We start from the raw sequence: 23,812 nt of genomic DNA, 5'->3' as shown, positions 1-23,812 counted from the left end.
TATTGAAAAGAAACCTTACATACATCCTTTTATTGTTTTTTGGAATGAACTTCATTCCGGCAATTTCGTTTGCCCAGGAAAAAGATGAAGAAGTGGTACTCGATGATTTAGGAAATGTAACCGATGTTTTTCAGGAGCATTTTTTTGAAGCACTTAAGCAAAAAGCCATTGAAAACTATGACCGTGCACTCGAGTCTCTTGAAAAAGCAGCCAAGGAATCCCCAAATGAACTTGCAGTTTATTTTGAAATGGCAAAAAACCACGCTTATTTAAAACAATGGCAGCAAGCCGAAGAAAATTACAACAAAGTGCTTCAAATGGAACCCGGAAAACCCGAAGCGTATGAAGGCCTCTATGATATCTACTACAATACAAATGATTACTCAAAAGCCATTGAAGTTGTAAAAAAATTAATTCCTTTTGATAAAGACTATAAAGAAGACCTTGCAAACCTCTATGAACGCACGGAGCAATATGGCAAAGCATTGCAAATTTTGGATGAGCTGGACAGGGAGTTGGGAAACAGCGATTATAGAAATCAGTTGCGTCAGCAAATTTATATTAAAAGCGACGATTCAGGTACCCAGATTTCAGATTTGGAAGAACGGATCAAACGTACACCTTCCAACGAACAAGATTTTCTAAACCTCATTCTCCTTTATAGTGAGGCTGACAATAAGGAAGCCGCTTTCGCTACAGCAAAAAAACTCATACAAGCCAAACCGGATTCAGATGTGGCGCATCTGGCTTTGTATAAATTTTATCTCGATGCAGACCAGCCTCAAGAAGCTGTAAAATCTATGGAAGTTGTTTTCAGGTCAGATAAGATTGATGCAGAAAATAAATTCAAAGTTTTGAATGACTTTCTCCTTTTTGTGAATGACAATCCCGGTTATGAAGAAAAGCTTGAAGAAATGGTCGCTCTTTTTTCAACAGAATCAAAAACCGATCAGGTTTACGAGAAGTTAGCCGACTATTATTTGAAGAAAGAAATGCCTGAAGAGGCGCTCCAATATTTTGAACTGGGAGTAGAAATTAACCAGGGGAATTTCAATCTGATAAAAAATACCTTACTGCTTCAAATTGATTTTAAAAAATTTGAAGAAGCCGAAACACTCAGCAGCCAAAGCCTGGATTTATTTCCGTCTCAATCTTTGTTATACCTGTTGAATGGTGTCGCCAATTTGAATCTTGAAAATGTGTCAAAAGCCAAAACAATGCTGGAAACCGGTCTTGATTACCTTATTGATGACACACAAATGGAGCGTGATTTTTACCTTCAACTTTCTAAAGTTTATGATTCAGAAGGCAATGCTCAAAAAGCTGAAGAATTTCAAAATAAAGCAAATAAAATTTCCCAAAACGAGTAAGACTTCTTTATGAACTATTTCAAGTTTTTAGTTTTAACAATCGCAGGAATTATTTTGGTTTCCTGTAGTGCAGCCAAAAAAACCACAGGAAATTTAAACTCAAAAATCAAAACCGAAAAGCTAATTGATTTACACAAAAAAAGTGAAGCAAATTTCACCACTTTGGCAACTCGGGTTCAGGTGAATTATGACGATGGAAGCTCTTCACAAAGCATGACGATAAGTCTAAGAATGGAAAAAGACAAGGCTATTTGGGTGAGCGCATCAATACTAGGGATCACAATGGCAAAAATGTACATTACTCCCCAGCACGTCAGTTATTATGAAACAATTGGAAAGACCTACTTTGATGGAGATTTCAGCCTGTTGAGTGATTGGCTTGCCGTGGATGTAGATTTTAATATGGTACAAAATATCTTATTGGGTAACAGCGTTTTTAATGTCGATGAATATCAGTACACAACATCATTTTCTGAATCGAATTACATTCTAACACCAAAAAACAATAATGGGTTGCTGCAACATTTGTTTTTAATAAACCCTGATAATTTTAAAATGGCTTCACAACAAATTATGCAGCCGAAGGAACAACGTATCTTGAAGGTTGATTATCTTTCCTATCAACCAGCGGGAAATTATGTTTTTCCAAAAGAAATAAGAATAGATGCATTAGAAATAAACAACCAAACAAAAATTGCTTTAGATTTTAGACAAATAGACCTCAATGCACGTATAAGTTTTCCGTTTAAAATTCCTAACGGATATGATGAAATAACTGTTGATTAATGAGAAATAGCTCCCTAAATATATTTTTTGTTTTACTTTTGACCTTCACTTGTCATACATCTTTTGCGCAGGTAGATAAACAAGCAGAACTCGAGAAGAAACGACAACAACTGCAAGAGGAGATCAGGCAAATAAACAACCTTCTTTTTTCAACTATAAAAAAAGAACAAACAGTATTAACCAAAGTTGAAAATATTGCCAGTAGAATTCAAGCAAGGGAAAACCTTATAAAAGTCACCAACCAACAAGCCAACCTGATAACACGCGAAATCAATTCCAACATGGCGAAAATTGATCAGTTACGAAAAGAGCTTCAGGTGATTAAGAAAGAATATGCAAACCTAATTAACCGAACATATAAAAGTAAATCAGATAAAAGCCGGGTGATGTTCCTGCTTTCCTCAGAAAGCTTTTTGCAAGCGTATAAACGAGTTCAGTATATGCAACAATATGCAAACCACAGAAAAAAACAGGGAGAGGAAATTCAGTTAAAAACTGCTGAAATACAAGAACTAAACAAAAATCTTTTGGTACAGCAAAAAGAAAAACAAGCACTCATTGAAGAAAACAGAATTGCGAGAAATGAATTGCAGGAAGAGCGCAAACAGCAGGAACAATTAATGGCAACGCTTAAGCAAGATGAAAGTAAATACACCAAACAAATTAAAGAACGACAAAGGGAGGCCGCTGTAATTGACAAACAAATTGAAGACTTGATTCGTGCCGCCATTGCAGAATCAAACGAAGCAGCTGGAGGTGAAAGAAGAGAAAGAACAACCTCTACGTTTGCTATGACTGCTGAAGCCAAAGCACTTGCAGCAAATTTTACCAGCAACAAAGGACAACTGCCCTGGCCGGTGGAACGGGGCATTGTGGTGACTCGTTTTGGCACCACACAGCACCCAACACTCCCAAATGTAAAAACTACCAGTAGTGGCGTTGAAATTGCCACAGAAGAAGGCGCTACAGCCCGCTCAGCTTTTGAAGGTGAAGTTCTGGCAGTGAGCGTTATTAGAGGAACCGTAAAAGCGGTCCACGTTAGACACGGAGACTACATTACGGTCTACCAAAATATAACTGATCTTTATGTAAAAAAAGGAGATAAACTAGCGACTAAACAACCAATAGGAAAAATCCATACCAACCCCAGTACAGGAAAAACTATTCTTAAATTCTTAATATTTAAAAATACAAATAAACTCAACCCGGCAGATTGGGTATATCAAATGTAATTATTCAAACAGTGCTTTTAACTCCGTAGCATCTTTGGGTTTCATTTTTCCGGCAAGAACCAAGCTGAGTTGCTTTCGGCGCAAAGCTGCTGCAAACCGCTGTTTTTCTAAATCACTCTCAGGAATCAAATCGGGTACTTGAACGGGTGTTCCCATTTCGTCTACAGCAACAAAAGTGTAAATGGCTTCATTGGCTTTAGATTTGATGCCGCTTTCACGATCTTCAATCCATACATCCATATAGACCTCCATTGAAGTTTTAAATGCTCTTGAAACTTTGGCTTCAATAGTTACCACACTCCCTACAGGAATCATTTTATTAAAAGCAACGTGGTTTACAGAAGCCGTAACCACAATTCTTCTTGAATGCCTTCTAGCAGTGATACTGGCTGCACGATCCATACGTGCAAGTAATTCGCCACCAAACATATTTCCAATAGGGTTGGTTTCACTTGGCAAAACAATATCAGTTAATATGGTAAGGGTTTCTTTGGCAGTATTTGATGACATAAACTTTTTTTGCAAAGGTAACCCTTTTGAGATATGGGTTTCTAAAAACAACTATAATTTATGAGGTGAAGTGTGTTATTCCAACTCCTGAACAAGTAACCAGGCGTCCTGGTTTTCGGTTTGTTTTACAGACCTTAGCGTCGAAAGCGCCTCATTTTTTGTGGTAAAACTGTTGTAAACAACCTGATGAAGACCATATTTATTAACACCAATAAATCTAGAAGGATATCCTTTTTCCCTGAGCTCTTCAACTTTTGAATGTGCGTTTTCCTCAACCCTGAAAGCACCTGCTACAATATGATACTTTCCAAGAGGCTTTTTAACAGTTACATTTAAGGAAGGTAAGGGTGGATTAACAATAAAAGTGGCCTGTTGAATTTGATTTTCAACCATGGAGTTGGCTTTTTGCTTTTCAACCAAATTGTGTTCCTGCACACCACTGTTATAAATATAAAGTCCGCCAAGACTTGAAAGTCCAATAGCCAGCAACCCAATGGCAGCATATCTAAATATTGGAGTGGTTTTCTTTTTCGGAGTGAGTAATGGCGCTACTTTTTCTGTGTTTGACCCTAAATTTTCCCTAACAACATTAGAAGATGTAAAAGATGAAAGTCCAAAAGAGTCAATAAGAAAATTGGAATTAACATCTGGAAGAAATACCACATAGTGATTTTTATCGGTTTTCAAATCACCAATATTTTTCAGGGATATAGTATTGCCTGTTTCCAGGCTTTTTTTCAATAGTTTAATTTCAGCTCTAACTTTTGAAAGGGCTTCTTCATAGGCAATGTTTTCAACACTGGCAATATGGTTTGCAAGCAGACCATCATTGGTTTGTAAATGACTGTTGAAAGAGATGCTTTTGCCGGGTGGATAAAAAGTATGTTTCTCAAAATCAATCTTTGCAGAATTGTTTTGGGTCAAAAAAGCACCTAAACCGGGAAGAATGACACATTCATACCTGTAAAGTAAATCGCCTATGTAACGTGAAATATCCATTAATAACAAATTTACTATTTTTTTTCTGTTTCAAATTATAGGAACCCATAAGTTTTTAACAATTCTTTATTATCTTGTAATGCAATTAATTATAATTCAAATACAGTGACCAAAGAAGAGTTATTTTATACCTTAATTTTACAAAAAGTCCCTAAACTTGGGGATGCTTCTGCAAAAAAACTAATTCAAAAAACAGGGAGTCCCAAAGCAGTTTTCACTGAAAAGAAATCCACACTTATGAAAATAGATGGTATTGGTTCTTTTAAGTTAAAAGATCTTTATTCAAAAGATTTCTACACACTGGCAGAAGATGAAATAAAATTTATTGAGTCCAACGATATTTCAACCACCTATTTTAAAGATGATAAATATCCAGAAAAGCTAAAACATTGTTTGGATGGCCCCATTTTATTTTTCCAAAAGGGGGCTATAAATCTCAATAAAAAGCGAATCATTAGCATCGTTGGAACCCGAAAAGTAACCACTTATGGCGCCAAATTCTGTGAGCAATTAATTGAAGAGCTGAGCCCTTTAAACCCTTTAATTGTATCAGGATTTGCATATGGAGTCGATATAGCGGCCCATAAAGCGGCATTGAAAAACAATTTACAAACAATAGGCTGTCTGGCTCACGGTTTGAATCAAATTTACCCTAAAATACATCAAAAGTATGTTAAAGATGTGGAATACAATGGGGGTTTTATAACCGAATTTTGGAGCAGTGATGTTTTCGACAGAAATAATTTTTTAAAACGCAACCGAATCATTGCAGGCATTTCGGAAGCAACGATTGTTATAGAATCAGCAGAAAAAGGAGGAAGCCTTGTCACAGCCGAACTTGCAAACTCATACAACAGAGATGTCTTTGCTGTACCCGGGAGAGTCACAGACTCCCAAAGCCAAGGCTGCAACAACCTGATAAAAACACAACGAGCAAACTTGTTAACATCTGCAGCAGATTTAGTTTATTTACTCAATTGGAAACTAGATGATAAAAAGGTAAAAACCATTCAAAAACAACTTTTTATAGAACTGGAAGAGGACGAACAAATAATTTATAATTATTTAAAAACCCAGAATAAAGCTCATATTGATGACATAGCGATTAACTGCAATATGCCCATTTTTAAAATAACTACAGAGCTTTTAAAACTTGAACTGAAGGGAGTCGTAAGACCATTACCGGGCAAAATATTTGAATCATGTTAAAAATATTAAGAATTATATAAAATATTTATTACATTTACTCTTATTAATTAAACAATATAACATTATGAAAAAAATTACATTTTTATTATTTGCAGTTGCATTACTTGCAACAACAAGTCAAATGACGGCTCAGCAAGCAGAAAATGTTACTGAGTACAACCAAAACCCAGTTGAAGTTTCAGCCCAAGAAGCTCCACTTACCGGAACAAACTATCAAGTAATGGGTGGAGTAATTTACTCAAATGGTCCTATTTTTAATGTAGAAGGAGGTGGATTTGGTGGTGCTGATTTAAGTCTACTAGAGAACAATACAGTGGGGAATACGACCCTTGGTGCAGGTCACCAAACCGCCAGTGCAAACAGAATAGCAGATGACTGGGAAGTGACAGAGACCGTGGAAGTAACTTCAATCGACTTTTATGCTTATCAAACAGGGTCAACTACCACTTCAACAATGACAGGTGTAACAATTTTAGTATGGGATGGTGACCCATCTGACCCGGCTAGCAATATTATTTTTGGTGATGACGCGATAAGCGCAATGGTAAATACTGAGTGGAGTGGTGTGTACAGAGCATCTGAAACTTCACCTCAGGATGATACAAGACCAATTATGAGAAATACAGTTGAGACCCCTGGTTTAACATTAACTCCCGGAACATATTGGATTGATTGGGATGCAGATGGAACACTAGGTTCCGGTCCATGGGCGCCTCCTATTTCAATTTTAGGGCCTGGTCCAATTGGAAATGCAAAACAATCTCTAGCAGGGGTTTGGCAAGATGCTGTTGATGGTGGCTCAGGAAATCCGCTAGGCTTTCCTTTTGACGTTACAGGGACAGTCTTAAGTTTAGCAGATAATACCATCGAAGGGTTCAGTTTTTATCCAAACCCAACTTCTGGGGTATTAAACATCTCTGCAAAATCCACTATTGAGAATTTAACTATTTACAATATGCTTGGACAAGAGTTATTAACTGCCTCACCTGACAGTGTAAGCGCGAAAATTAATATTTCAAACTTAAGCACAGGGATGTATGTTATGAAAGCAACTGTAAATGGAACCGTAGGAACTTTTAATGTTATAAAGAAATAACAACAATAGAATTTAAATTAACAAAAAGCTTCTTGAGAAAGAGGCTTTTTTTATTGATAACCCACTTTTTCTCTTACACGACTCAAGACTTCCATAGCGGTAATCCTTGCTTTTTCAGCGCCAAACTTTAGGGATTCATCTATTTCCTCTTTGTGTTGCATCAAATACCAAAACTTTGTTCGTTCTTTATCAAAACGGGTTTTTATGAGTTCAAACAAAGCTTGTTTGGCGTGACCATAACCATAATTACCACCTTCGTAGTTTTTTCGCATTTGATTTATATCGTCTTTCGATGCAAGGAGTTTAAAGAGGGCAAACACATTGCAATTATCAGGATCTTTAGGTTCTTCAAGAGGAGTACTGTCTGTTTCAATACTCAGTATTTGTTTTTTTAAAGGTTTGTCTTCTAAAAATATATTGATGATATTCCCTTTTGATTTACTCATTTTTGCACCATCGGTTCCCGGAATATACATGTTTTCTTCCTGAACCGAAGACTCTGGAATTACAAATGTTTCACCATATTTTGCGTGAAAGCGCATTGCTACATCGCGAGTCATTTCTAGGTGTTGTAATTGGTCTTTCCCTACAGGCACATATTCGGCATCATACAATAAAATATCAGCAGCCATTAACATGGGGTATATAAACAATCCCGCATTAACATCTTCCAATCGGTCAGCTTTATCTTTAAAGGAATGGGCAAGTGTTAATCGCTGATAAGGAAACAAACAGCTCAAATACCAAGAAAGCTCAGTTACTTGTGGGATATCACTTTGCCTGTAAAAAACAGATTTATTGATGTCTAAACCAAAAGCCAACCATGTAGCTGCAACACGATATGTGTTTTCACGTAATTCTTCAGCATCCTTAATTTGGGTGAGTGAATGCAGGTCTGCAATAAAAAGAAAACTATTGTTTTCTGGTTGATTTGCCATTTCAATCGCGGGGATAATAGCTCCTAACAAATTTCCCAAATGAGGGGTTCCTGTACTTTGAATACCTGTTAAAATTCGTGCCATAGCTTATAGGTCTGAAAAATATGGTCACAAAGGTACTTTTTTTGTTCTTATGGCTCAATACAATTGTGTACTTTTGATGTTATGTTTTTAAAAACCTATGTGTTTATTCCAATTTGGCGGGTGTGGTTTTATATATTAATTGCACTCACGATTGTGATACTTTTTCCTTTTCTGCTAGTTAGTATTTCTAAGAAGGAATGGTATCCACAATTTTTCGTAGTTGCACGAGTCTGGGCAACTATGATACTGTTTGGTATGGGGTTTTTTCCAAAAATCAAAAAGGAAGAGGAGCCAGACACCTCAAAAAGTTACATGTTTGTTGCCAATCACACTTCTATGACAGACATTATGTTGATGCTTTATGCAGTGAAAAATCCGTTTGTTTTTGTGGGTAAAAAAGAGTTGGCAAAAATACCTTTGTTTGGCTTTTTTTATAAACGGACCTGTATTTTGGTTGACAGAAATAATGCCAAAAGCAGAAAAGAAGTTTTTGATGCTGCCCAACAACGCATTCATTCTGGCTTGAGTATTTGTATTTTTCCAGAAGGAGGAGTGCCCGAAGACGAAACCATTTTGCTTGACACCTTCAAGGACGGAGCATTTAGACTAGCTATTGATCATCAAATTCCCATAGTGCCAATGACATTTCACGACAATAAAAAACGATTTCCCTATACATTTTTAAGTGGTGGTCCAGGTTTAATGAGGGTGAAAAGTCACCGTTTTGTACATACAATAAACCAACTCAAAGATGATAAAAAAAATATTAAAGAAGTGGTGAGAAATACAATATTAAACGAATTACAGACTCCATCAATTTAAAACAAAAAAGCCGCTCTTTGGCACAATGAGCGGCTTTTTATAAGTTTATCATTTGTCATACATTACAATTAAATAATAAACCATTCAACTAATTAAACTTAACTAAAACTTATAACTAAATCCACTATAAACCCCTAAGTAATAAGGTTTAAAGTCAATGGCATTGTCTGAATAAGTGTTGAGCTGGTATTTAAACATGGGCTCAAGGTTAAACACAAAGCTATTGCTGAGCTTATAATCAAGACCCAATCCAATATTGGTGCTAAAACTTAAATCATTCAAATTGTTGGCACTTCCAATTTCAGATTGAAAACCATTTGAAAGTACACTTACCTGATTGTTGTTCAATAAAAGGGTGCTCAAACCACCAATTAAATTAACACCTAATCGATTGTTTGTTAAATTGTATTTTAATTCAAGGGGGATTTCAAAATAGTCTAGCTCTTGCTTCATAGAACCGGAAGTAATCCCGTTTCTAGGAACTATTTGAATACCATCTTCTGTCATTGTTGGAGTTCCGGCAGGAGGAGGTGTTAGGCTGCCACGGGGTCCTACTGCGACTATAATATCTTTATTTTTATAATTAACTGCTTGAAGCCCGTCTTCAAAAGAGCTGGCTACAGCAAATTCTATATTATTGGTGGAGTAGCTAAGGTCAACTTTGTTGAAGCCTGTTCTGACACTTAGTTTATCATTAATGGCATAACTCACCTTCACTCCATAGCTGTAATTAATATCTCCCGATTTTGAATTGTTTGAAAACTGAGGGTCTATTGATGAACCGTCACCCAATGTGTTATAATATACAGGAGCAAAGTTTGGGCTAACTTCCCATTTGTTTTCCTTTTCAGAATTTTCAACAATTAAAGCTTCCTCATTTTTTTCTGCAATATATTCAATGAGTGATTTTTTATTTTCTTCCGACGTATCCTCCTCTGTAACATCTGTATTGGCTATGGTAGTTTCAACAAATGTTGTATTTGAAATGTAATCTTTGTCAGTTTCTTTTTCGTCAGTTTCTTTTTCTTTAATTTTTGACTTTGAAACCTCAGCAATATCTGTAAAAGTTTCATTTTCATCAGATTTCGAACTGTTTGAAACAAAATTGTTTTTTGAGTCTTTAACCAAATCAGATTTAGGAGAACTAGTTGTTTCTGAGATTTGTGAATTTAACTTGTTAGATTCAGAACCTGTATTTAAATTATTTGATTTAGAATCCTTTTGAGTTGTTTGATTGTTTTCAACCAAAGCATCTGAGCTTTTTTCTGACGGCTTTAATGAATTGCTATTTGGGTCAGAAAACTTACTTTCAACATTTTCAATACTATCTTCAGAAGTTATTTGAGAATCTTCAGAAGAGTTAAAAAATAAACTTCCTACACTCAATATAATAAAAAGAGATGCAGCAACACCGGCCAGTTTGTACCATAAAGGCACAACACGCTTTTTGTTTTGTCTTTTTTCAAGAGCAGCATCGATATTTTCCCAAACAGAAGATGGTGGAGCCGTCTCCAGATTTTTGAATTGCTCTTTAAAAAGCCGGTCTATTTGCTTTTTTGTTTTCATATTAGTTAATTGCTCTTTGCCTGAGCAGGTTTACTTTCTTCAATTTTATTTTTTAAAATCATTCTTGCCCTTGCAAGGTTTGATTTTGATGTGCCAACAGTAATTTCAAGCATTTCGGCCACTTCCTGATGTGAATAATCATCTAAAACATACAGGTTAAACACCATCCGGTATCTGTCTGGCAACTCCTGAATCAATCTTAGGAGAAAATCTAGCGACAAGCTCTGCTCATCGATTTCAACTTCGGGTTCTTCAAGAAGTTCTTCATTCACTATTTCAAAAAAACGCTCTTTGCGGTATTTCTGTAAGACTGTATTTACAGTAATGCGTTTTATCCATCCTTCAAAAGAGCCTTTGAACTTGAATTGGCCTATGCTTTTAAAAATAGTTAAAAAAGCGTCTTGGAGGTTATCCTGAGCCTCTTCAGCATTGCGAGAATATTTTAAGCAAACAGCATACAACTTGTTCGAAAACAACGTGTAAAGCTCTCCTTGTGCTTTTCTGTCCTCGTTTTTACATTTTTCTATGAGCTCTTCTAAAGCCAATAATTCCCTTTTTAATGTGAAAATATAGTTGAAATTTAAAAAAAATGCATCTACATAAATTTCACTTATAAATAAGGGTCTTTATTTGTAGATGCAAATTATTATGTTGGGTTGCGTTGTTGTGTTTTTTTTAACTTTTAATCTAAAGTTTTAAATGGTTTTGTTTTTCTAAAATTTCATCAAAAGTTTGATTATTCATTAAGTTGTTTTCAACAATGCAATTGCTTCTTTAATTTTTATCTCAAGTTCTTCCAAGAGTTCAGGATTATCAAGTATTAAAGCTTTTACGGCATCTCTTCCTTGGCCCAATTTGGTGTCTCCATAACTAAACCAGGAGCCGCTTTTTTTGATGATTTCATAATCTACACCCAAGTCAATAATTTCACCCACTTTTGAAATCCCGGTGCCATACATAATGTCAAATTCGGCAGTTTTAAAAGGAGGCGCTACTTTATTCTTAACGACTTTTACACGTGTTCTATTGCCTTGGACATCACCATTGCTGTCTTTAATTTGGGTAGAGCGCCTAATATCTAATCTAACCGACGCATAAAATTTTAATGCATTTCCACCGGTAGTGGTTTCAGGGTTTCCAAACATAACACCAATTTTTTCTCTCAATTGGTTTATAAAAATAACAGTGCAATGCGTTTTACTAATTGACCCAGTTAATTTTCTTAGGGCTTGTGACATCAATCGAGCATGCAATCCCATTTTTGAATCACCCATTTCACCTTCAATCTCGCTCTTGGGTGTCAAGGCAGCAACAGAGTCAATAACCACAATATCTATAGCACCACTTCTAATTAAATTATCAGCAATTTCAAGTGCTTGTTCACCATTATCGGGCTGGGAGATTATTAACTCTTCAATATCCACACCCAGTTTTTTCGCATAGCCGCGGTCAAAAGCGTGCTCTGCATCAATAAATGCAGCTATACCACCAGCTTTTTGACTTTCGGCAATCGCGTGTAATGTTAAAGTTGTTTTACCTGATGATTCAGGTCCGTAAATTTCAATTACACGACCTTTGGGTAAGCCTCCAACTCCCAATGCAATATCTAAACCAAGTGAACCGGTTGAAATAGAATCTACTTCCTGTACAGCTTGATCTCCAAGTTTCATTACAGCTCCCTTGCCATATGTCTTATCTAATTTGTCTAAAGTAAGTTTTAATGCCTTTAGTTTTGCGTCTTTTTCCTTGCTCATCTTTAAGATTTTAATAAAAAATAGTTGTTGCTAAAATACTATTTCTTTTTGTGCATACCAATAGATGAGCGCAACCTTTTCAATAATTTTTCATCTTGAAATTAAATGACTACATTTAAAATCTGAATGAAATCTTCAAGAAAAAACATACTGATTAATTCAAGTGGCTTTACTGTTACAATTGCAGTTTGCAATGGTAGTAAAATTGATGGGGGCTAGCTCGGCACTACTTTTTTTTGACCGATTTAATTAAAAAACAAGTAATAACGAATTAGCCATTCAAAAAAAGCATCAAATGAATATTTGATGCTTTTTTTGTTGAATAAAGCAGCAAAACCATTATTTTTGCAGCCTGTTCTTCCATTTAGAACAAATTTTATTTCTCACTTAAAACGTTTATAGCATGCAACTGTACAACACTTTAAGCGCAAATGAAAGAGCCGAGCTTATCGATAAAGCCGGAAAACAACGCCTTACGTTGTCTTTCTATGCCTATGCCAAAATTGAAAACCCAAAAGCTTTTAGAGACGCATTATTCCTGGCTTGGAATCCACTGGAGGTTCTCGGCAGAATTTATGTTGCTCAGGAAGGAATCAATGCTCAACTATCGTTGCCTGCAGATAATTTCTACGAGTTTAAAAATCGAATTGAAGAATATTCTTTTATGAGGGGAATACGACTAAATGTGGCAGTAGAACAAGATGACTTCTCCTTCTTGAAACTCACAATTAAAGTGAGAAAAAAAATTGTTGCAGACGGTTTAAACGACGAAACTTTTGACGTTACTAATAAAGGTGTTCATTTAAAAGCGAAAGAATTTAATCAGCTTTTAGAGGATCCAAACACTATTGTGGTTGATATGAGAAATCACTACGAAAGTGAAATCGGACACTTCAAAGGAGCCATTACCCCCGATGTTGAAACTTTTAGAGAATCACTTCCAATAATAGAGAAACAACTAGCCCAACACAAGGAAAATAAAAACTTGTTGATGTATTGTACTGGTGGAATTCGATGTGAAAAAGCAAGTGCATTTTTCAAACACAAAGGTTTTAAAAATGTGTATCAGCTTGAAGGCGGTATCATTGAATATGCTCGTCAAATAAAGAATGAAGAACTTACTAATAATTTTATCGGAAAAAACTTTGTGTTTGACAACCGTTTAGGTGAACGCATCACAGATGATATCATTTCAAGATGCCATCAATGTGGAGCCCCATGTGACGATCACACCAATTGTGCCAATGATGGCTGCCATTTATTGTTTATTCAGTGTGAATCTTGTAAAGATAAAATGCAAAACTGTTGTTCTACAGATTGTTTAGATGTTGTTCAGCTTCCTTTGGTTGAACAAATTAAATTACGTAAAGGAAAACAACTGGGAAATAAAATATTTAGAAAAGGAAAATCACCCGCGTTAAAATTTAAAACCTCCGGAAGCTTAACCAATACTTCTTTGGCAAAAGCGACTAAGAAAAAAGAAACCATTATAAAAACCGCTTTAAAAAAAGAAATCGTCGGTAATGGACAACATTACTACTCAAAGTCAAAAGTGGGCTTATTTATTATGGAAAACGGGTGCATTCATAACGGAGACACTTTATTGATTTATGGACCAACTACAGGCAAACAAAAAGTCAAGTTGGACACATTTTATGTCAATGGAACGGTATCTGATAAAGCTTCAAAAGGTGATAAAGTAACGCTTCAACTTCCCTTTAAATTAAGACTTTCAGATAAAATCTATAAAGTTTTGGAAACAACATAACAAATATTTGTAATTGAGCTTCAAATAAAAATGCAAGAAAAATATATTATTCAAATTAGAATTTATTTATCTGACAATCTTTAAAACGAAAGACTAAAGCAGATTAAACCTGTCTTATATATTTTATTTTTGTAAATGAAACCCACTAAACAGTAATATACAGCAATCAGTTATTCATTGAAGTTTTCAGTGAAATAAAAAATAGTATCTTTACCCTTCAGTATTCTTTTAACAAAAAGCTGGCTTAAGGTCACTTCAAGATATATATTTTATGGGCTGTACAAGCTGTTCAACTTCAAAAGACGGTCAACCCAAAGGCTGTAAAAATAACGGTACCTGCGGCACCGATGGCTGCAATAAACTCACGGTTTTTGACTGGCTGGCAAACATGAAATTGCCTGCAGAACAAGAAGCGTTTGATGTTGTTGAGGTACGTTTCAAAAACGGGAGGAAAGACTTCTTTCACAATTTTGAAAAACTTTCTCTACAAGTAGGTGATGTGGTTGCTACCGAAGCCCCTTCAGGACACGATATTGGACTCATTTCCTTAACAGGTGAGTTGGTGCGTATCCAAATGAAAAAGAAAAAACAAAAAATTGAAGACACAAGTCCAAAAATTTACAGAAAAGCTTCACAACGCGACATTGACATCTGGCAAAAAGCACGAGATCGTGAAGAGAGCGTTAAAGTTAGAGCGCGTCAAATAGCAATCAGGCTCAATTTAAAAATGAAAATCTCTGATGTTGAGTTTCAGGGTGATGCCTCGAAAGCAATCTTTTATTACACTGCAGAAGAACGTGTAGACTTTAGAGAGCTTATTAAAGAGTTTGCACACGAGTTTAGTACACGCATTGAAATGAAACAAGTAGGTTTCAGACAGGAAGCTGCCAGATTGGGTGGCATAGGTTCCTGCGGAAGAGAATTGTGTTGTTCCACATGGTTAACAGATTTTAGGTCAGTAAACACAGCTGCCGCGAGATACCAGCAACTTTCTCTTAATCCTCAAAAATTAGCCGGACAATGTGGGAAGCTAAAATGTTGTCTCAATTATGAATTAGACACTTATTTGGAAGCGTTAAAATACTTTCCCAGTGCTGACACCAAACTTGAAACCGAAAAAGGAACGGCAGTTTGTCAAAAGTTAGATATTTTTAAAGGTGTTTTGTGGTATGCTTACGAGGGTGAATGGATGAATTGGTTTGAAATTACAGCTGAAAAAGCAAATGAAATTATCGAACTAAACAAACAAAATAAAAAGGCTCAAAGCCTTGAAATTTATGTAAATGAAATTTCAGTTTCAAGAGAAGCCGTTTATAACAACGTGGTTGGCCAGGACAGTCTTACAAGGTTTGACAAACCAAAAAGTTCTAAAAAAAGATCAAAAAATAAAAAGCGAAGAAAAAGAAACTCTCAAAAAAATGGATAAAAAGATATTCGTTTTATTATTTTTTGGAGTGATGATGAGCTCATGTGATTCTAATCAAATTCACAGTGAATACAAGTCTCTTCCAAATCATTGGCCGATAGATCAAACACTGGAGTTTCAATTACCTGAACTGGATTCGTTAAAATCTTTTAACTTGTTTTTTAACATAAGAAACACCAATGATTATAACTTTAATAACCTGTTTTTAATTACCTCTATGAACTTTCCAAATGGAAAGGTGGTGATTGACACACTTGAATATCAAATGGCACTCCCTGACGGGACTTGGTTGGGTTCCGGAAACAGGATAAAGGAAAACAAACTTTGGTACAAAGAAAACGTACATTTTTTTGAAGAAGGTTTATATAGCATTAAAATACGGCAGGCAATGCGCAATAATGCATCAGTCGAGGGCGTTAAAAATCTTGAAGGCATCACAGATGTTGGAGTTATAATTGAAGAAACTCAGGAAGAAAGAGAGTAGTACAAATGACAAAAAAAGCAGAAAAAAACAATACTGGCGGAAACTGGAAATACATTAAATGGTTCTGGTCGCTCATTGGAATAGGACTTTTAGTTATAGTCCTTTTGTTTTTATTAGCATCCTGGGGTGCTTTTGGAACTTTGCCCACTTTTGAAGAACTGGAAAACCCTGAAACCAACCTTGCCACCGAAATTCTATCTTCAGATGGGGAAACTCTTGGTAAGTTTTACCGAGAAAACAGAACTCCCGTTAATTATGAAGACCTGCCGGAACATCTGGTTCAGGCATTAATTGCTACTGAAGACGAACGTTTCTACAATCACGCCGGCATAGACGCCAGAGGGACTTTAAGAGCCCTAGCCTTTTTAGGCCAAAAAGGAGGTGCAAGTACCATTACACAACAATTGGCCACACAATTGTTTACAGGTGTGCGCTCCAGAAATACAATATCAAGGGTAATCCAAAAAATTAAAGAATGGGTGATAGCAACCCGATTGGAACGTCAATATACTAAAGATGAAATCCTCACGATGTACCTCAACAAATATGATTTTTTAAATCAAGCAGTTGGAATCAGGTCTGCTTCGCGAATATATTTTGGCAAAGAACCAAAAGAATTAACTACGGCTGAAAGTGCTATGTTGGTAGGAATGTTAAAAAACTCCTCTCTTTTTAACCCTTTAAGAAGAGAAGAAATGGTCTTAAACCGAAGAAATGTTGTTTTAAAACAAATGGAAAAAAATAACTTTCTATCTGCTGAAGTAAAAGACTCTCTACAACAACTCCCGTTAGGATTAAATTATTCTCCTGAAGGCCATGACGAAGGCTTAGCAACTTATTTTAGAGAATTCGCTAGAGCAGAAATACAAAATTGGATTAATGATAATCCAAGACCTGATGGTAGCAAATACAATATTTACAGAGACGGTCTCAAAATCTTTACTACTATAGATTCAAAAATGCAGCAGTATGCAGAAGAATCTGTTCATGCACATCTTACAAATCTCCAAAAGGAATTTGACAGACAAAATAAAAATAATAATACTGCTCCATTTAGAGGAATAACCATAGAAGAAACTGAAGGCATTATCAAAAATGCAATGCGAAGAAGTGACAGATGGCGCAATTTAACAGCATTAGGCAAAACTGAAGAAGAAATTATAGCTTCGTTTAATGTAGAAAGAGAAATGAAAGTATTTTCCTGGAAAGGAGATATTGACACGATAATGAAACCCATAGATTCCATTAAATATTATAAGTCATATCTTCAATCGTCTTTAATGTCTATGAATCCACAAACAGGAGAAGTAAAAGCCTGGGTTGGAGGGGTCAATTACAAACATTTTAAATATGACATGGTAAAGCAAGGTAAACGTCAGGTGGGTTCTACCTTCAAGCCTTTCGTTTATGCAACTGCCATAGACCAGCTACATATGTCACCTTGTGACACACTTCCAAATACACCCTATACAATTGAAGAAGGAAAATACGGACTTCTAAAACCCTGGACACCAAAAAACGCTGGAGATAAATATGGTGGTATGGTAAATTTAATTCAGGCGCTTGCAGAATCTCATAACGTAATCTCTGCAAACTTGATAGATAAAACAGGACCACAACCCGTTATTGATTTGGTAAGTAAACTTGGGATAAATACATCTGAAATGTCGCCGGTTCCGGCAATTGCCTTGGGAACTACCGATATAAGCCTATTTGAAATGGTAGCAGCTTATGCTGTTTTTGCCAATGAAGGGATTTATGTGGAACCCGTAATGATTTTTAGAATAGAAGACAAAAACGGCACAGTGTTGTTTCAACACGTTCCTAATACCCGTGATGTGATAAGTGCAGAAAGTGCTTATGTTACCACAAAGCTATTGGAAGGAGTAACTCAAGGTGGCTCAGGAGGTAGATTGAGAAGGACCTGGCCCAATGACTTTTATGAAAACTTAATTACCGGTTATCCCTATGGTTTTACAAACCCTATTGCAGGAAAAACAGGAACTACTCAAAACCAAAGTGACGGATGGTTTATGGGAATGGTTCCCAATTTAGTTACCGGCGTTTGGGTGGGAGCTGAAGACAGATCTGCCAGATTCCCAACCATCACCTACGGTCAGGGAGCAACCATGGCCTTGCCGATTTGGGGGCTCTACATGAAAAAATGCTATGAAAATGAAGATTTAGGGGTCTCAAAAGAAGACTTTAAAAGACCTGAAAACCTCTCTATTGAAACAGATTGCAGTAAATGGAAAGAAGCAAATGAAGAAGATAACATTTTAGACGAATTTAGTTTTTAAAATTAGAAATATGATAAATAAAGTAGTTTCTGACGTACATACTGCTTGTGAAGGAGTTCAAAATGGAATGACACTAATGTTAGGAGGGTTTGGCTTAAGCGGAATTCCTGAAAAGGCAATTGCTGAACTTGTGAAAAGAGAAATTCGTGATTTGACCTGTATTTCAAACAATGCGGGGGTAGATGATTTTGGCTTGGGCTTGTTGCTTCACAAAAAGCAAATTAAAAAAATGATTTCTTCATATGTAGGTGAAAATGCTGAGTTTGAAAGACAAATGCTGAGTGGCGAACTGGATGTTGAATTAATTCCTCAAGGAACACTCGCGCAAAGATGCCAGGCTGCTCAAGCTGGTTTTCCGGCCTTTTTTACACCGGCTGGATATGGAACTGAAGTGGCTGAAGGGAAAGAAACAAGAGAATTCAATGGGAAATGGTATGTGCTCGAAAAAGCGTTTGATGCTGATTTTGCTTTCGTGAAAGCGTGGAAGGGTGATACTGCTGGGAACTTAATTTTTAAAGGCACTGCCAGAAATTTTAACCCAAATATGTGTGGTGCAGCAAAAATAACTGTCGCCGAAGTTGAGGAACTTGTCCCAGCAGGCGAACTTGATCCAAATCAAATTCATATTCCGGGCATTTTTGTTCAACGTATATTTCAAGGTGAAAATTATGAAAAGAGAATTGAGCAACTCACAGTAAGAAAACGAAATTAACTATGGGACTAACAAAAGAACAAATAGCACAACGCATAGCAAAAGAAGTTAAGGACGGCTACTATGTAAATCTGGGAATAGGGATACCCACTTTAGTGGCCAACTTTGTGCGTGACGATATCGATGTTGAATTTCAAAGTGAAAACGGAGTGCTGGGAATGGGCCCTTTTCCATTTGAAGGGGAAGAAGATCCAGACTTAATCAATGCCGGTAAACAAACCATTACAACATTGCCCGGTGCATCTTTTTTTGATTCGGCGATGAGTTTTTCTATGATTCGAGGTCAACACGTCGATTTAACTATCCTGGGTGCAATGGAAGTTGCAGAAAATGGAGATATAGCAAATTGGAAAATTCCGGGAAAAATGGTTAAAGGGATGGGTGGCGCTATGGATCTTGTTGCTTCAGCAGAAAATATAATTGTTGCTATGATGCATACAAATAGAGCAGGTGAATCAAAATTACTAAAACAATGCTCACTTCCACTCACAGGTGTGCATTGTGTAAAAAAAGTTGTAACAGACCTTGCTGTATTAGAAATAACACCAAAAGGTTTTAAGTTACTGGAAAAAGCTCCGGGAGTAAGTGTAGAACAAATCAAAAATGCTACAGAAGGAACTTTAATTATTGAAGGAAATATTCCTGATATGAACTTGTAAAATTATATAATCCTTAAAACAAAAGCTCCTCTAAAAGGAGCTTTTTTTATACTCAATTGAGGATAAATAGCACATAAATGTTAAAATTAAGTGCATTTCAACGAATTAATATGTTTTTTATCGTTAAAAACAGAATTTTGTTTGCATATTAGCAGTCCCAAATTTAACCGGCTTACTTAACCTAAGCTATGTAAGTTACAAGTAGTAAAAAGACAAATAGAAATTGAAATTATGGCTAAAGTCAAAAAACAGTTTCAAGTATGGCGCCAAAAAGTAAAACCTACTTTTATCTTAATAAGTAGTGTGCTGTATATCACAAAAAAAGTTTTTTTTCTGATGTAACTAAAAATAAACCCCGAATCTGTTTGACATTTTCAGATTTAAAGGTCAATCCCGCTCTTTGTGAGGTTAGAGCGGGATTTTTTTATGTCCAAAATTCTCGTATAGACAGGAATCGTAAACTTTCTTTAATTCCTATTTTCCCTTAGGAATTGCTTCTATTAACTTTTTGGTGTAGCTTTTCAATGGATTGGCATAAATTTCATCAGCTTCACCCATTTCTTCAATTTTTCCGGCATTCATTACCATCAATTGATCAGCCATATATTTTACAACGGCAAGATCATGAGAAATAAACAAATAACTGAATTGATAGGTTTTCTTCAAATCATTCAGCAAATTCAAGACCTGTGCCTGAACAGAAATATCCAGCGCAGAAACCGATTCATCACAAATGATAAGTTTGGGTTCCATTGCGATTGTGCGGGCAATACCTACGCGTTGTCTTTGACCGCCTGATAATTGGTGAGGGTATCGATAATAAAAACTAGCATCCAGCCCCACCTGATCTAAAAGAGTCAGAACACGTTCCTTTCTTTTCTTTTTGCTCCAATAGAGATTATGCACTTTCATCGGTTCTAAAATAGCTTCACCTATAAGCAATCTTGGATTTAAGGAAGAATAGGGGTCTTGAAAAATTATCTGAATTTCCTTTCTGTATTTTCTGAATTCATTTTCACTTAAAGCCGAAATTTCCTTGCCCCTGTAGTATATCTTACCTTTTGTGGCTTTGTCAAGTTGAAGAATGGCTTTACCTAAAGTAGATTTTCCACAACCCGATTCACCAACTAGCCCTAGGGTTTCGCCTTCATATAGTTGAAAGCTTACATCATTAACAGCCTTTGTAATTTTTTTTGCCCTAAAAATTCCGGCATTTGAAAAGTATTCTTTTTCAAGATTTAAAACTTCTAGAAGCGGTTTTTGATTGTAAATGCTTTTGTGTTTTTGAGTTCTTTGCTCTTTAGAAATGATATATTTTTTAAAATTACTGTCTAAAAAATCCTTGATGGTAGCCAGTTTTTCTGTCCGTTCGCTCAGTGATGGTCTGGCATTTAATAAGGCTTTAGTGTAAGATTCATTTGGGGAATGAAATATCTGTTCAATAGCATCCTGCTCTACCACTTTTCCTTGATACATTACTACAACCCGATCTGCTATTTCAGATACCAGAGCCAAGTCATGAGAGATAAAAATAATACTCATTTGGGTCTCTTTTTGCAAGTCTTTAAGTAGCTGAATAATTTCTTTTTGAACCGTAACATCAAGAGCAGTTGTGGGCTCATCTGCAATCAATATTTTTGGTTTACAGGCAATAGCCATAGCTATCATTACCCGTTGCATTTGCCCGCCGCTGATTTGATGGGGGTATTTGTTGTAAAGCTCTTCGGGATTTGGCAACTTAACTTTTTCAAAGAGTAGAAGGGTTTCACTTTTGGCTGATTTTTTTGACATTTTTTTATGGTGCAATAAAATTTCAGAAACCTGTTTACCACAACACATAGAAGGATTTAAAGCACTCATAGGTTCCTGGAAAATCATCGAAATGTTGTTACCGCGAATATTTTGAAATTCTTTTTCTGATAAGTTTTGGAGGGGCTTATTTTCAAATAGAATTTCTCCAGAAGTAATTTTGGAAATCTTTTTTGGGAGTAGACCCATAATTGCCAAAGTTGTAACAGATTTCCCGGAACCTGATTCACCCACGATTCCCAAGATTTCATTTTTACCCAGATAGAATGAAACCGAATTTAAAACTTTGGTTTCTTTTTTTTTCGAAAAAAAAGATAATGAGAGGTTTGTGACTTTTAGCATGACTTGACCATTCAAATATACTCAAATAAATGGTTTCTTGTGAAGTTTACCTCATAAATAAAATTCGTTTAAAAATTGAAAATGACTTTAAAATATTGTTAATATGTGCATTACATCGAATATATTTGCATTTGGTCAATATTACGAGTTAATTTGCCTGATTGTTTTTTCTAGGAAAATCCTCTTCTAAAATAATCCCCAAACCCATAATTGTATAATTAATCTACACGAAATTTATGAAATATTTTGTATCCCTGAGTAAAATTGTGTTAACAGTTTTGCTCCTTAGTAATTCATTTGTTTTTTCTCAAACCGATGAACAACGAGATTTAATCACTTCCAGATATGACTTTCAAAAATTAAATCAACTTGAAAGGCAATTTTCCAGCAAAGTATCTCAGGAAAGACAAGCCGCCATTCAATATGCTCAACAAAGGGGAATTCAAACAAAAATTACCCTAGATGACGGTGGCTTAGCTGAGTTGCAAAGAATAGAACCCGATGGAAGCCTAATTTACTATAGAACCTTGAATGTTTCTGCAGCACGTTCAACCAGAGTAAACCATTTAAATGCCGGCGGTTCTCTTGGCTTAAACTTAATGGGTCAAAATATGAGGGCCCACGTATGGGATGGAGGACTTGCAAGAGCTTCACATCAGGAATATGATGGAGCTGGAGGTTCAAACAGGTTTTCTGTGGCTGATGGTAGTAGCGCCTTGCATTATCATGCTGCCCACGTAGCTGGAACCATTATGGCTTCAGGTGTGGTGTCTAATGCGAAAGGTATGGCCCCTCATTCACTAGTTTCCGGTTACGATTGGAACAATGACTTATCTGAAGCTACTGCTGCTGCTGGGAACGGTATGCTTATATCAAACCATTCCTATGGTTATCGTTCAGATTTAGTTCCTCATTATTACTTTGGAGCTTACATTACAAACTCCAGAAATTGGGATGCACTTCATTACAATGCCCCTTACTATTTGATGGTCGTGGCAGCAGGTAATGATGGGTATACTAACTACAACGGATCACCATTGAGCCCTTCAAATCCACAATATGATAAACTTACCGGGCATGCTACCTCAAAAAACAACTTGGTTGTAGCCAGTGCACAGGATGCAAATATAGACAGCAACGGAAATTTAATTTCAGTTAGTATAAGCTCGTTCAGTAGCCAGGGACCGACAGACGATTTGCGTATCAAACCCGATATCACCGGAAACGGCCATGGTGTTTACTCAACCTTTGAAAATAGCAACTCTGCATACAGTTCTATCTCAGGAACATCTATGGCTTCGCCAAATGTCACGGGCTCTTTATTGCTTTTACAAGAACATGTCAACAATCTGAGCGGTAATTTCATGCGTTCTGCAACCTTAAAAGGACTTGCTTTACACACTGCGGATGATGCGGGTGCAACAGGACCCGATGCTATCTTTGGTTGGGGTTTGTTAAATACTAAGAGAGCTGCTGAAGCCATAACACTTGATGGGGAAGAATCACTTATTAGTGAATTAACGTTAATGCCGGGTCAGTCATACACCGTTCAGGTGAATAGTGACGGAATTAATGATTTATTGGCTTCTATTTCCTGGACAGACCCTGCTGGAACATCAACTTCTTCAACAAACTCTACTATAGCGCGATTGGTAAATGATTTAGATATAAGAGTATCTCAAGGTGGGACAACAAACTTACCTTGGAGACTTACTGCTGTGAATGCAAACGGTAAAGGAGATAATACAAAAGACCCTTTTGAGAGAGTTGATGTTGCAAATGCATCAGGAACTTATACCATAACTGTTTCACACAAAGGATCCCTTTCAGGGGGTAGTCAAGACTATACCTTAATTGTGACCGGACTTAGTTCTTCAGATACAGAGGCACCCACAGCGCCCACAAACCTAACGGCATCTGATGTCACACAGACCAGTGTAGATTTA

20 protein-coding genes are annotated in these 23,812 nt (G+C 36.2%); 13 read left to right on the top strand and 7 right to left on the bottom strand.

The window, feature by feature from the left end; all coding sequences use genetic code 11:
- The first annotated feature begins 2 nt into the window (after window positions 1-2).
- The 3 genes from IEV69_RS00100 to IEV69_RS00090 are packed head-to-tail and all read left to right on the top strand — an operon-like array spanning window position 3 to window position 3,388.
- Window positions 3-1,370 (top strand): tetratricopeptide repeat protein, encoded by a 1,368-nt coding sequence (locus IEV69_RS00100; protein ID WP_188438279.1) that lies wholly within the window; start codon window positions 3-5, stop codon window positions 1,368-1,370.
- 9 nt (window positions 1,371-1,379) lie between these two features.
- Entirely contained in the window at window positions 1,380-2,156 is a 777-nt protein-coding gene (lolB1, locus tag IEV69_RS00095; protein WP_188438278.1) for a lipoprotein insertase outer membrane protein LolB1, read from the top strand.
- On the top strand, window positions 2,156-3,388 hold the full coding sequence (locus tag IEV69_RS00090) for a murein hydrolase activator EnvC family protein (protein ID WP_188438277.1): 1,233 nt from the start codon (window positions 2,156-2,158) through the stop codon (window positions 3,386-3,388). Before lolB1 ends, IEV69_RS00090 begins: the two co-directional genes overlap by 1 nt.
- On the opposite strand, the gene IEV69_RS00085 is transcribed toward IEV69_RS00090, so the two are convergent.
- Both IEV69_RS00085 and IEV69_RS00080 read right to left on the bottom strand, forming a co-directional pair.
- Window positions 3,389-3,898: an acyl-CoA thioesterase gene (locus IEV69_RS00085; protein WP_188438276.1), complete on the bottom strand. Its 510-nt coding sequence runs from the start codon at window positions 3,896-3,898 to the stop codon at window positions 3,389-3,391.
- A gap of 75 nt (window positions 3,899-3,973) precedes the next feature.
- Window positions 3,974-4,897 (bottom strand): HU domain-containing protein, encoded by a 924-nt coding sequence (locus IEV69_RS00080; RefSeq protein ID WP_188438275.1) that lies wholly within the window; start codon window positions 4,895-4,897, stop codon window positions 3,974-3,976.
- Between the two features lie 105 nt (window positions 4,898-5,002).
- On the opposite strand from IEV69_RS00080, the gene dprA reads away from it, so the two are divergent.
- Both dprA and IEV69_RS00070 read left to right on the top strand, forming a co-directional pair.
- Entirely contained in the window at window positions 5,003-6,106 is a 1,104-nt protein-coding gene (dprA, locus tag IEV69_RS00075) for a DNA-processing protein DprA (RefSeq protein WP_188438274.1), read from the top strand.
- A 64-nt stretch (window positions 6,107-6,170) separates the two neighbouring features.
- Entirely contained in the window at window positions 6,171-7,202 is a 1,032-nt protein-coding gene (locus tag IEV69_RS00070) for a T9SS type A sorting domain-containing protein (protein ID WP_188438273.1), read from the top strand.
- A gap of 50 nt (window positions 7,203-7,252) precedes the next feature.
- Here the strand turns inward: IEV69_RS00070 and trpS are convergent, their stop codons facing one another.
- Window positions 7,253-8,224 (bottom strand): tryptophan--tRNA ligase, encoded by a 972-nt coding sequence (trpS, locus tag IEV69_RS00065; RefSeq protein ID WP_188438272.1) that lies wholly within the window; start codon window positions 8,222-8,224, stop codon window positions 7,253-7,255.
- 81 nt (window positions 8,225-8,305) lie between these two features.
- On the opposite strand from trpS, the gene IEV69_RS00060 reads away from it, so the two are divergent.
- Window positions 8,306-9,046: a lysophospholipid acyltransferase family protein gene (locus tag IEV69_RS00060; RefSeq protein ID WP_188438271.1), complete on the top strand. Its 741-nt coding sequence runs from the start codon at window positions 8,306-8,308 to the stop codon at window positions 9,044-9,046.
- Window positions 9,047-9,148: 102 nt separating this feature from the next.
- On the opposite strand, the gene IEV69_RS00055 is transcribed toward IEV69_RS00060, so the two are convergent.
- The 3 genes from IEV69_RS00055 to recA all read right to left on the bottom strand — a co-directional run bounded on the left by IEV69_RS00055 (window position 9,149) and on the right by recA (window position 12,366).
- On the bottom strand, window positions 9,149-10,612 hold the full coding sequence (locus IEV69_RS00055) for an outer membrane beta-barrel protein (RefSeq protein ID WP_188438270.1): 1,464 nt from the start codon (window positions 10,610-10,612) through the stop codon (window positions 9,149-9,151).
- Between the two features lie 5 nt (window positions 10,613-10,617).
- On the bottom strand, window positions 10,618-11,157 hold the full coding sequence (locus tag IEV69_RS00050; protein WP_188438269.1) for an RNA polymerase sigma factor: 540 nt from the start codon (window positions 11,155-11,157) through the stop codon (window positions 10,618-10,620).
- Between the two features lie 198 nt (window positions 11,158-11,355).
- On the bottom strand, window positions 11,356-12,366 hold the full coding sequence (gene recA, locus IEV69_RS00045; RefSeq protein ID WP_188438268.1) for a recombinase RecA: 1,011 nt from the start codon (window positions 12,364-12,366) through the stop codon (window positions 11,356-11,358).
- A gap of 403 nt (window positions 12,367-12,769) precedes the next feature.
- Here recA and trhO point away from each other — a divergent pair, with 403 nt between their 5' ends.
- From trhO to IEV69_RS00015, 6 genes are all read left to right on the top strand, one after another.
- Window positions 12,770-14,134 carry an oxygen-dependent tRNA uridine(34) hydroxylase TrhO gene (trhO, locus tag IEV69_RS00040; protein ID WP_188438267.1) on the top strand — a complete coding sequence of 455 codons (1,365 nt, stop codon included), beginning with the start codon at window positions 12,770-12,772 and terminating at the stop codon, window positions 14,132-14,134.
- A gap of 271 nt (window positions 14,135-14,405) precedes the next feature.
- Window positions 14,406-15,560 carry a PSP1 domain-containing protein gene (locus IEV69_RS00035; RefSeq protein WP_188438266.1) on the top strand — a complete coding sequence of 385 codons (1,155 nt, stop codon included), beginning with the start codon at window positions 14,406-14,408 and terminating at the stop codon, window positions 15,558-15,560.
- A complete protein-coding gene (locus IEV69_RS00030) occupies window positions 15,553-16,044 on the top strand; it encodes a gliding motility lipoprotein GldH (protein WP_188438265.1) in 492 nt (163 codons plus the stop codon). Before IEV69_RS00035 ends, IEV69_RS00030 begins: the two co-directional genes overlap by 8 nt.
- A gap of 5 nt (window positions 16,045-16,049) precedes the next feature.
- Window positions 16,050-18,344: a penicillin-binding protein 1A gene (locus IEV69_RS00025; RefSeq protein ID WP_188438264.1), complete on the top strand. Its 2,295-nt coding sequence runs from the start codon at window positions 16,050-16,052 to the stop codon at window positions 18,342-18,344.
- Between the two features lie 10 nt (window positions 18,345-18,354).
- On the top strand, window positions 18,355-19,056 hold the full coding sequence (locus IEV69_RS00020) for a CoA transferase subunit A (RefSeq protein ID WP_188438263.1): 702 nt from the start codon (window positions 18,355-18,357) through the stop codon (window positions 19,054-19,056).
- 2 nt (window positions 19,057-19,058) lie between these two features.
- Complete coding sequence (locus tag IEV69_RS00015; RefSeq protein ID WP_188438262.1) at window positions 19,059-19,715, top strand: CoA transferase subunit B; 657 nt, start codon at window positions 19,059-19,061, stop codon at window positions 19,713-19,715.
- A 474-nt stretch (window positions 19,716-20,189) separates the two neighbouring features.
- Here IEV69_RS00015 and IEV69_RS00010 read toward each other — a convergent pair whose 3' ends face one another.
- Complete coding sequence (locus tag IEV69_RS00010) at window positions 20,190-21,866, bottom strand: ABC transporter ATP-binding protein (protein ID WP_188438261.1); 1,677 nt, start codon at window positions 21,864-21,866, stop codon at window positions 20,190-20,192.
- A gap of 236 nt (window positions 21,867-22,102) precedes the next feature.
- On the opposite strand from IEV69_RS00010, the gene IEV69_RS00005 reads away from it, so the two are divergent.
- Window positions 22,103-23,812, top strand: a 1,710-nt coding sequence (locus tag IEV69_RS00005) for a S8 family serine peptidase (protein WP_188438260.1), incomplete at its 3' end; no start/stop codon positions are given.

Source organism: Planktosalinus lacus, from assembly GCF_014640155.1.
GTDB classification, from domain to species: domain Bacteria; phylum Bacteroidota; class Bacteroidia; order Flavobacteriales; family Flavobacteriaceae; genus Planktosalinus; species Planktosalinus lacus.
The sequence above is the reverse complement of the archived record's forward strand: the minus strand, read 5'-3'. Positions and strand labels throughout refer to the sequence as shown.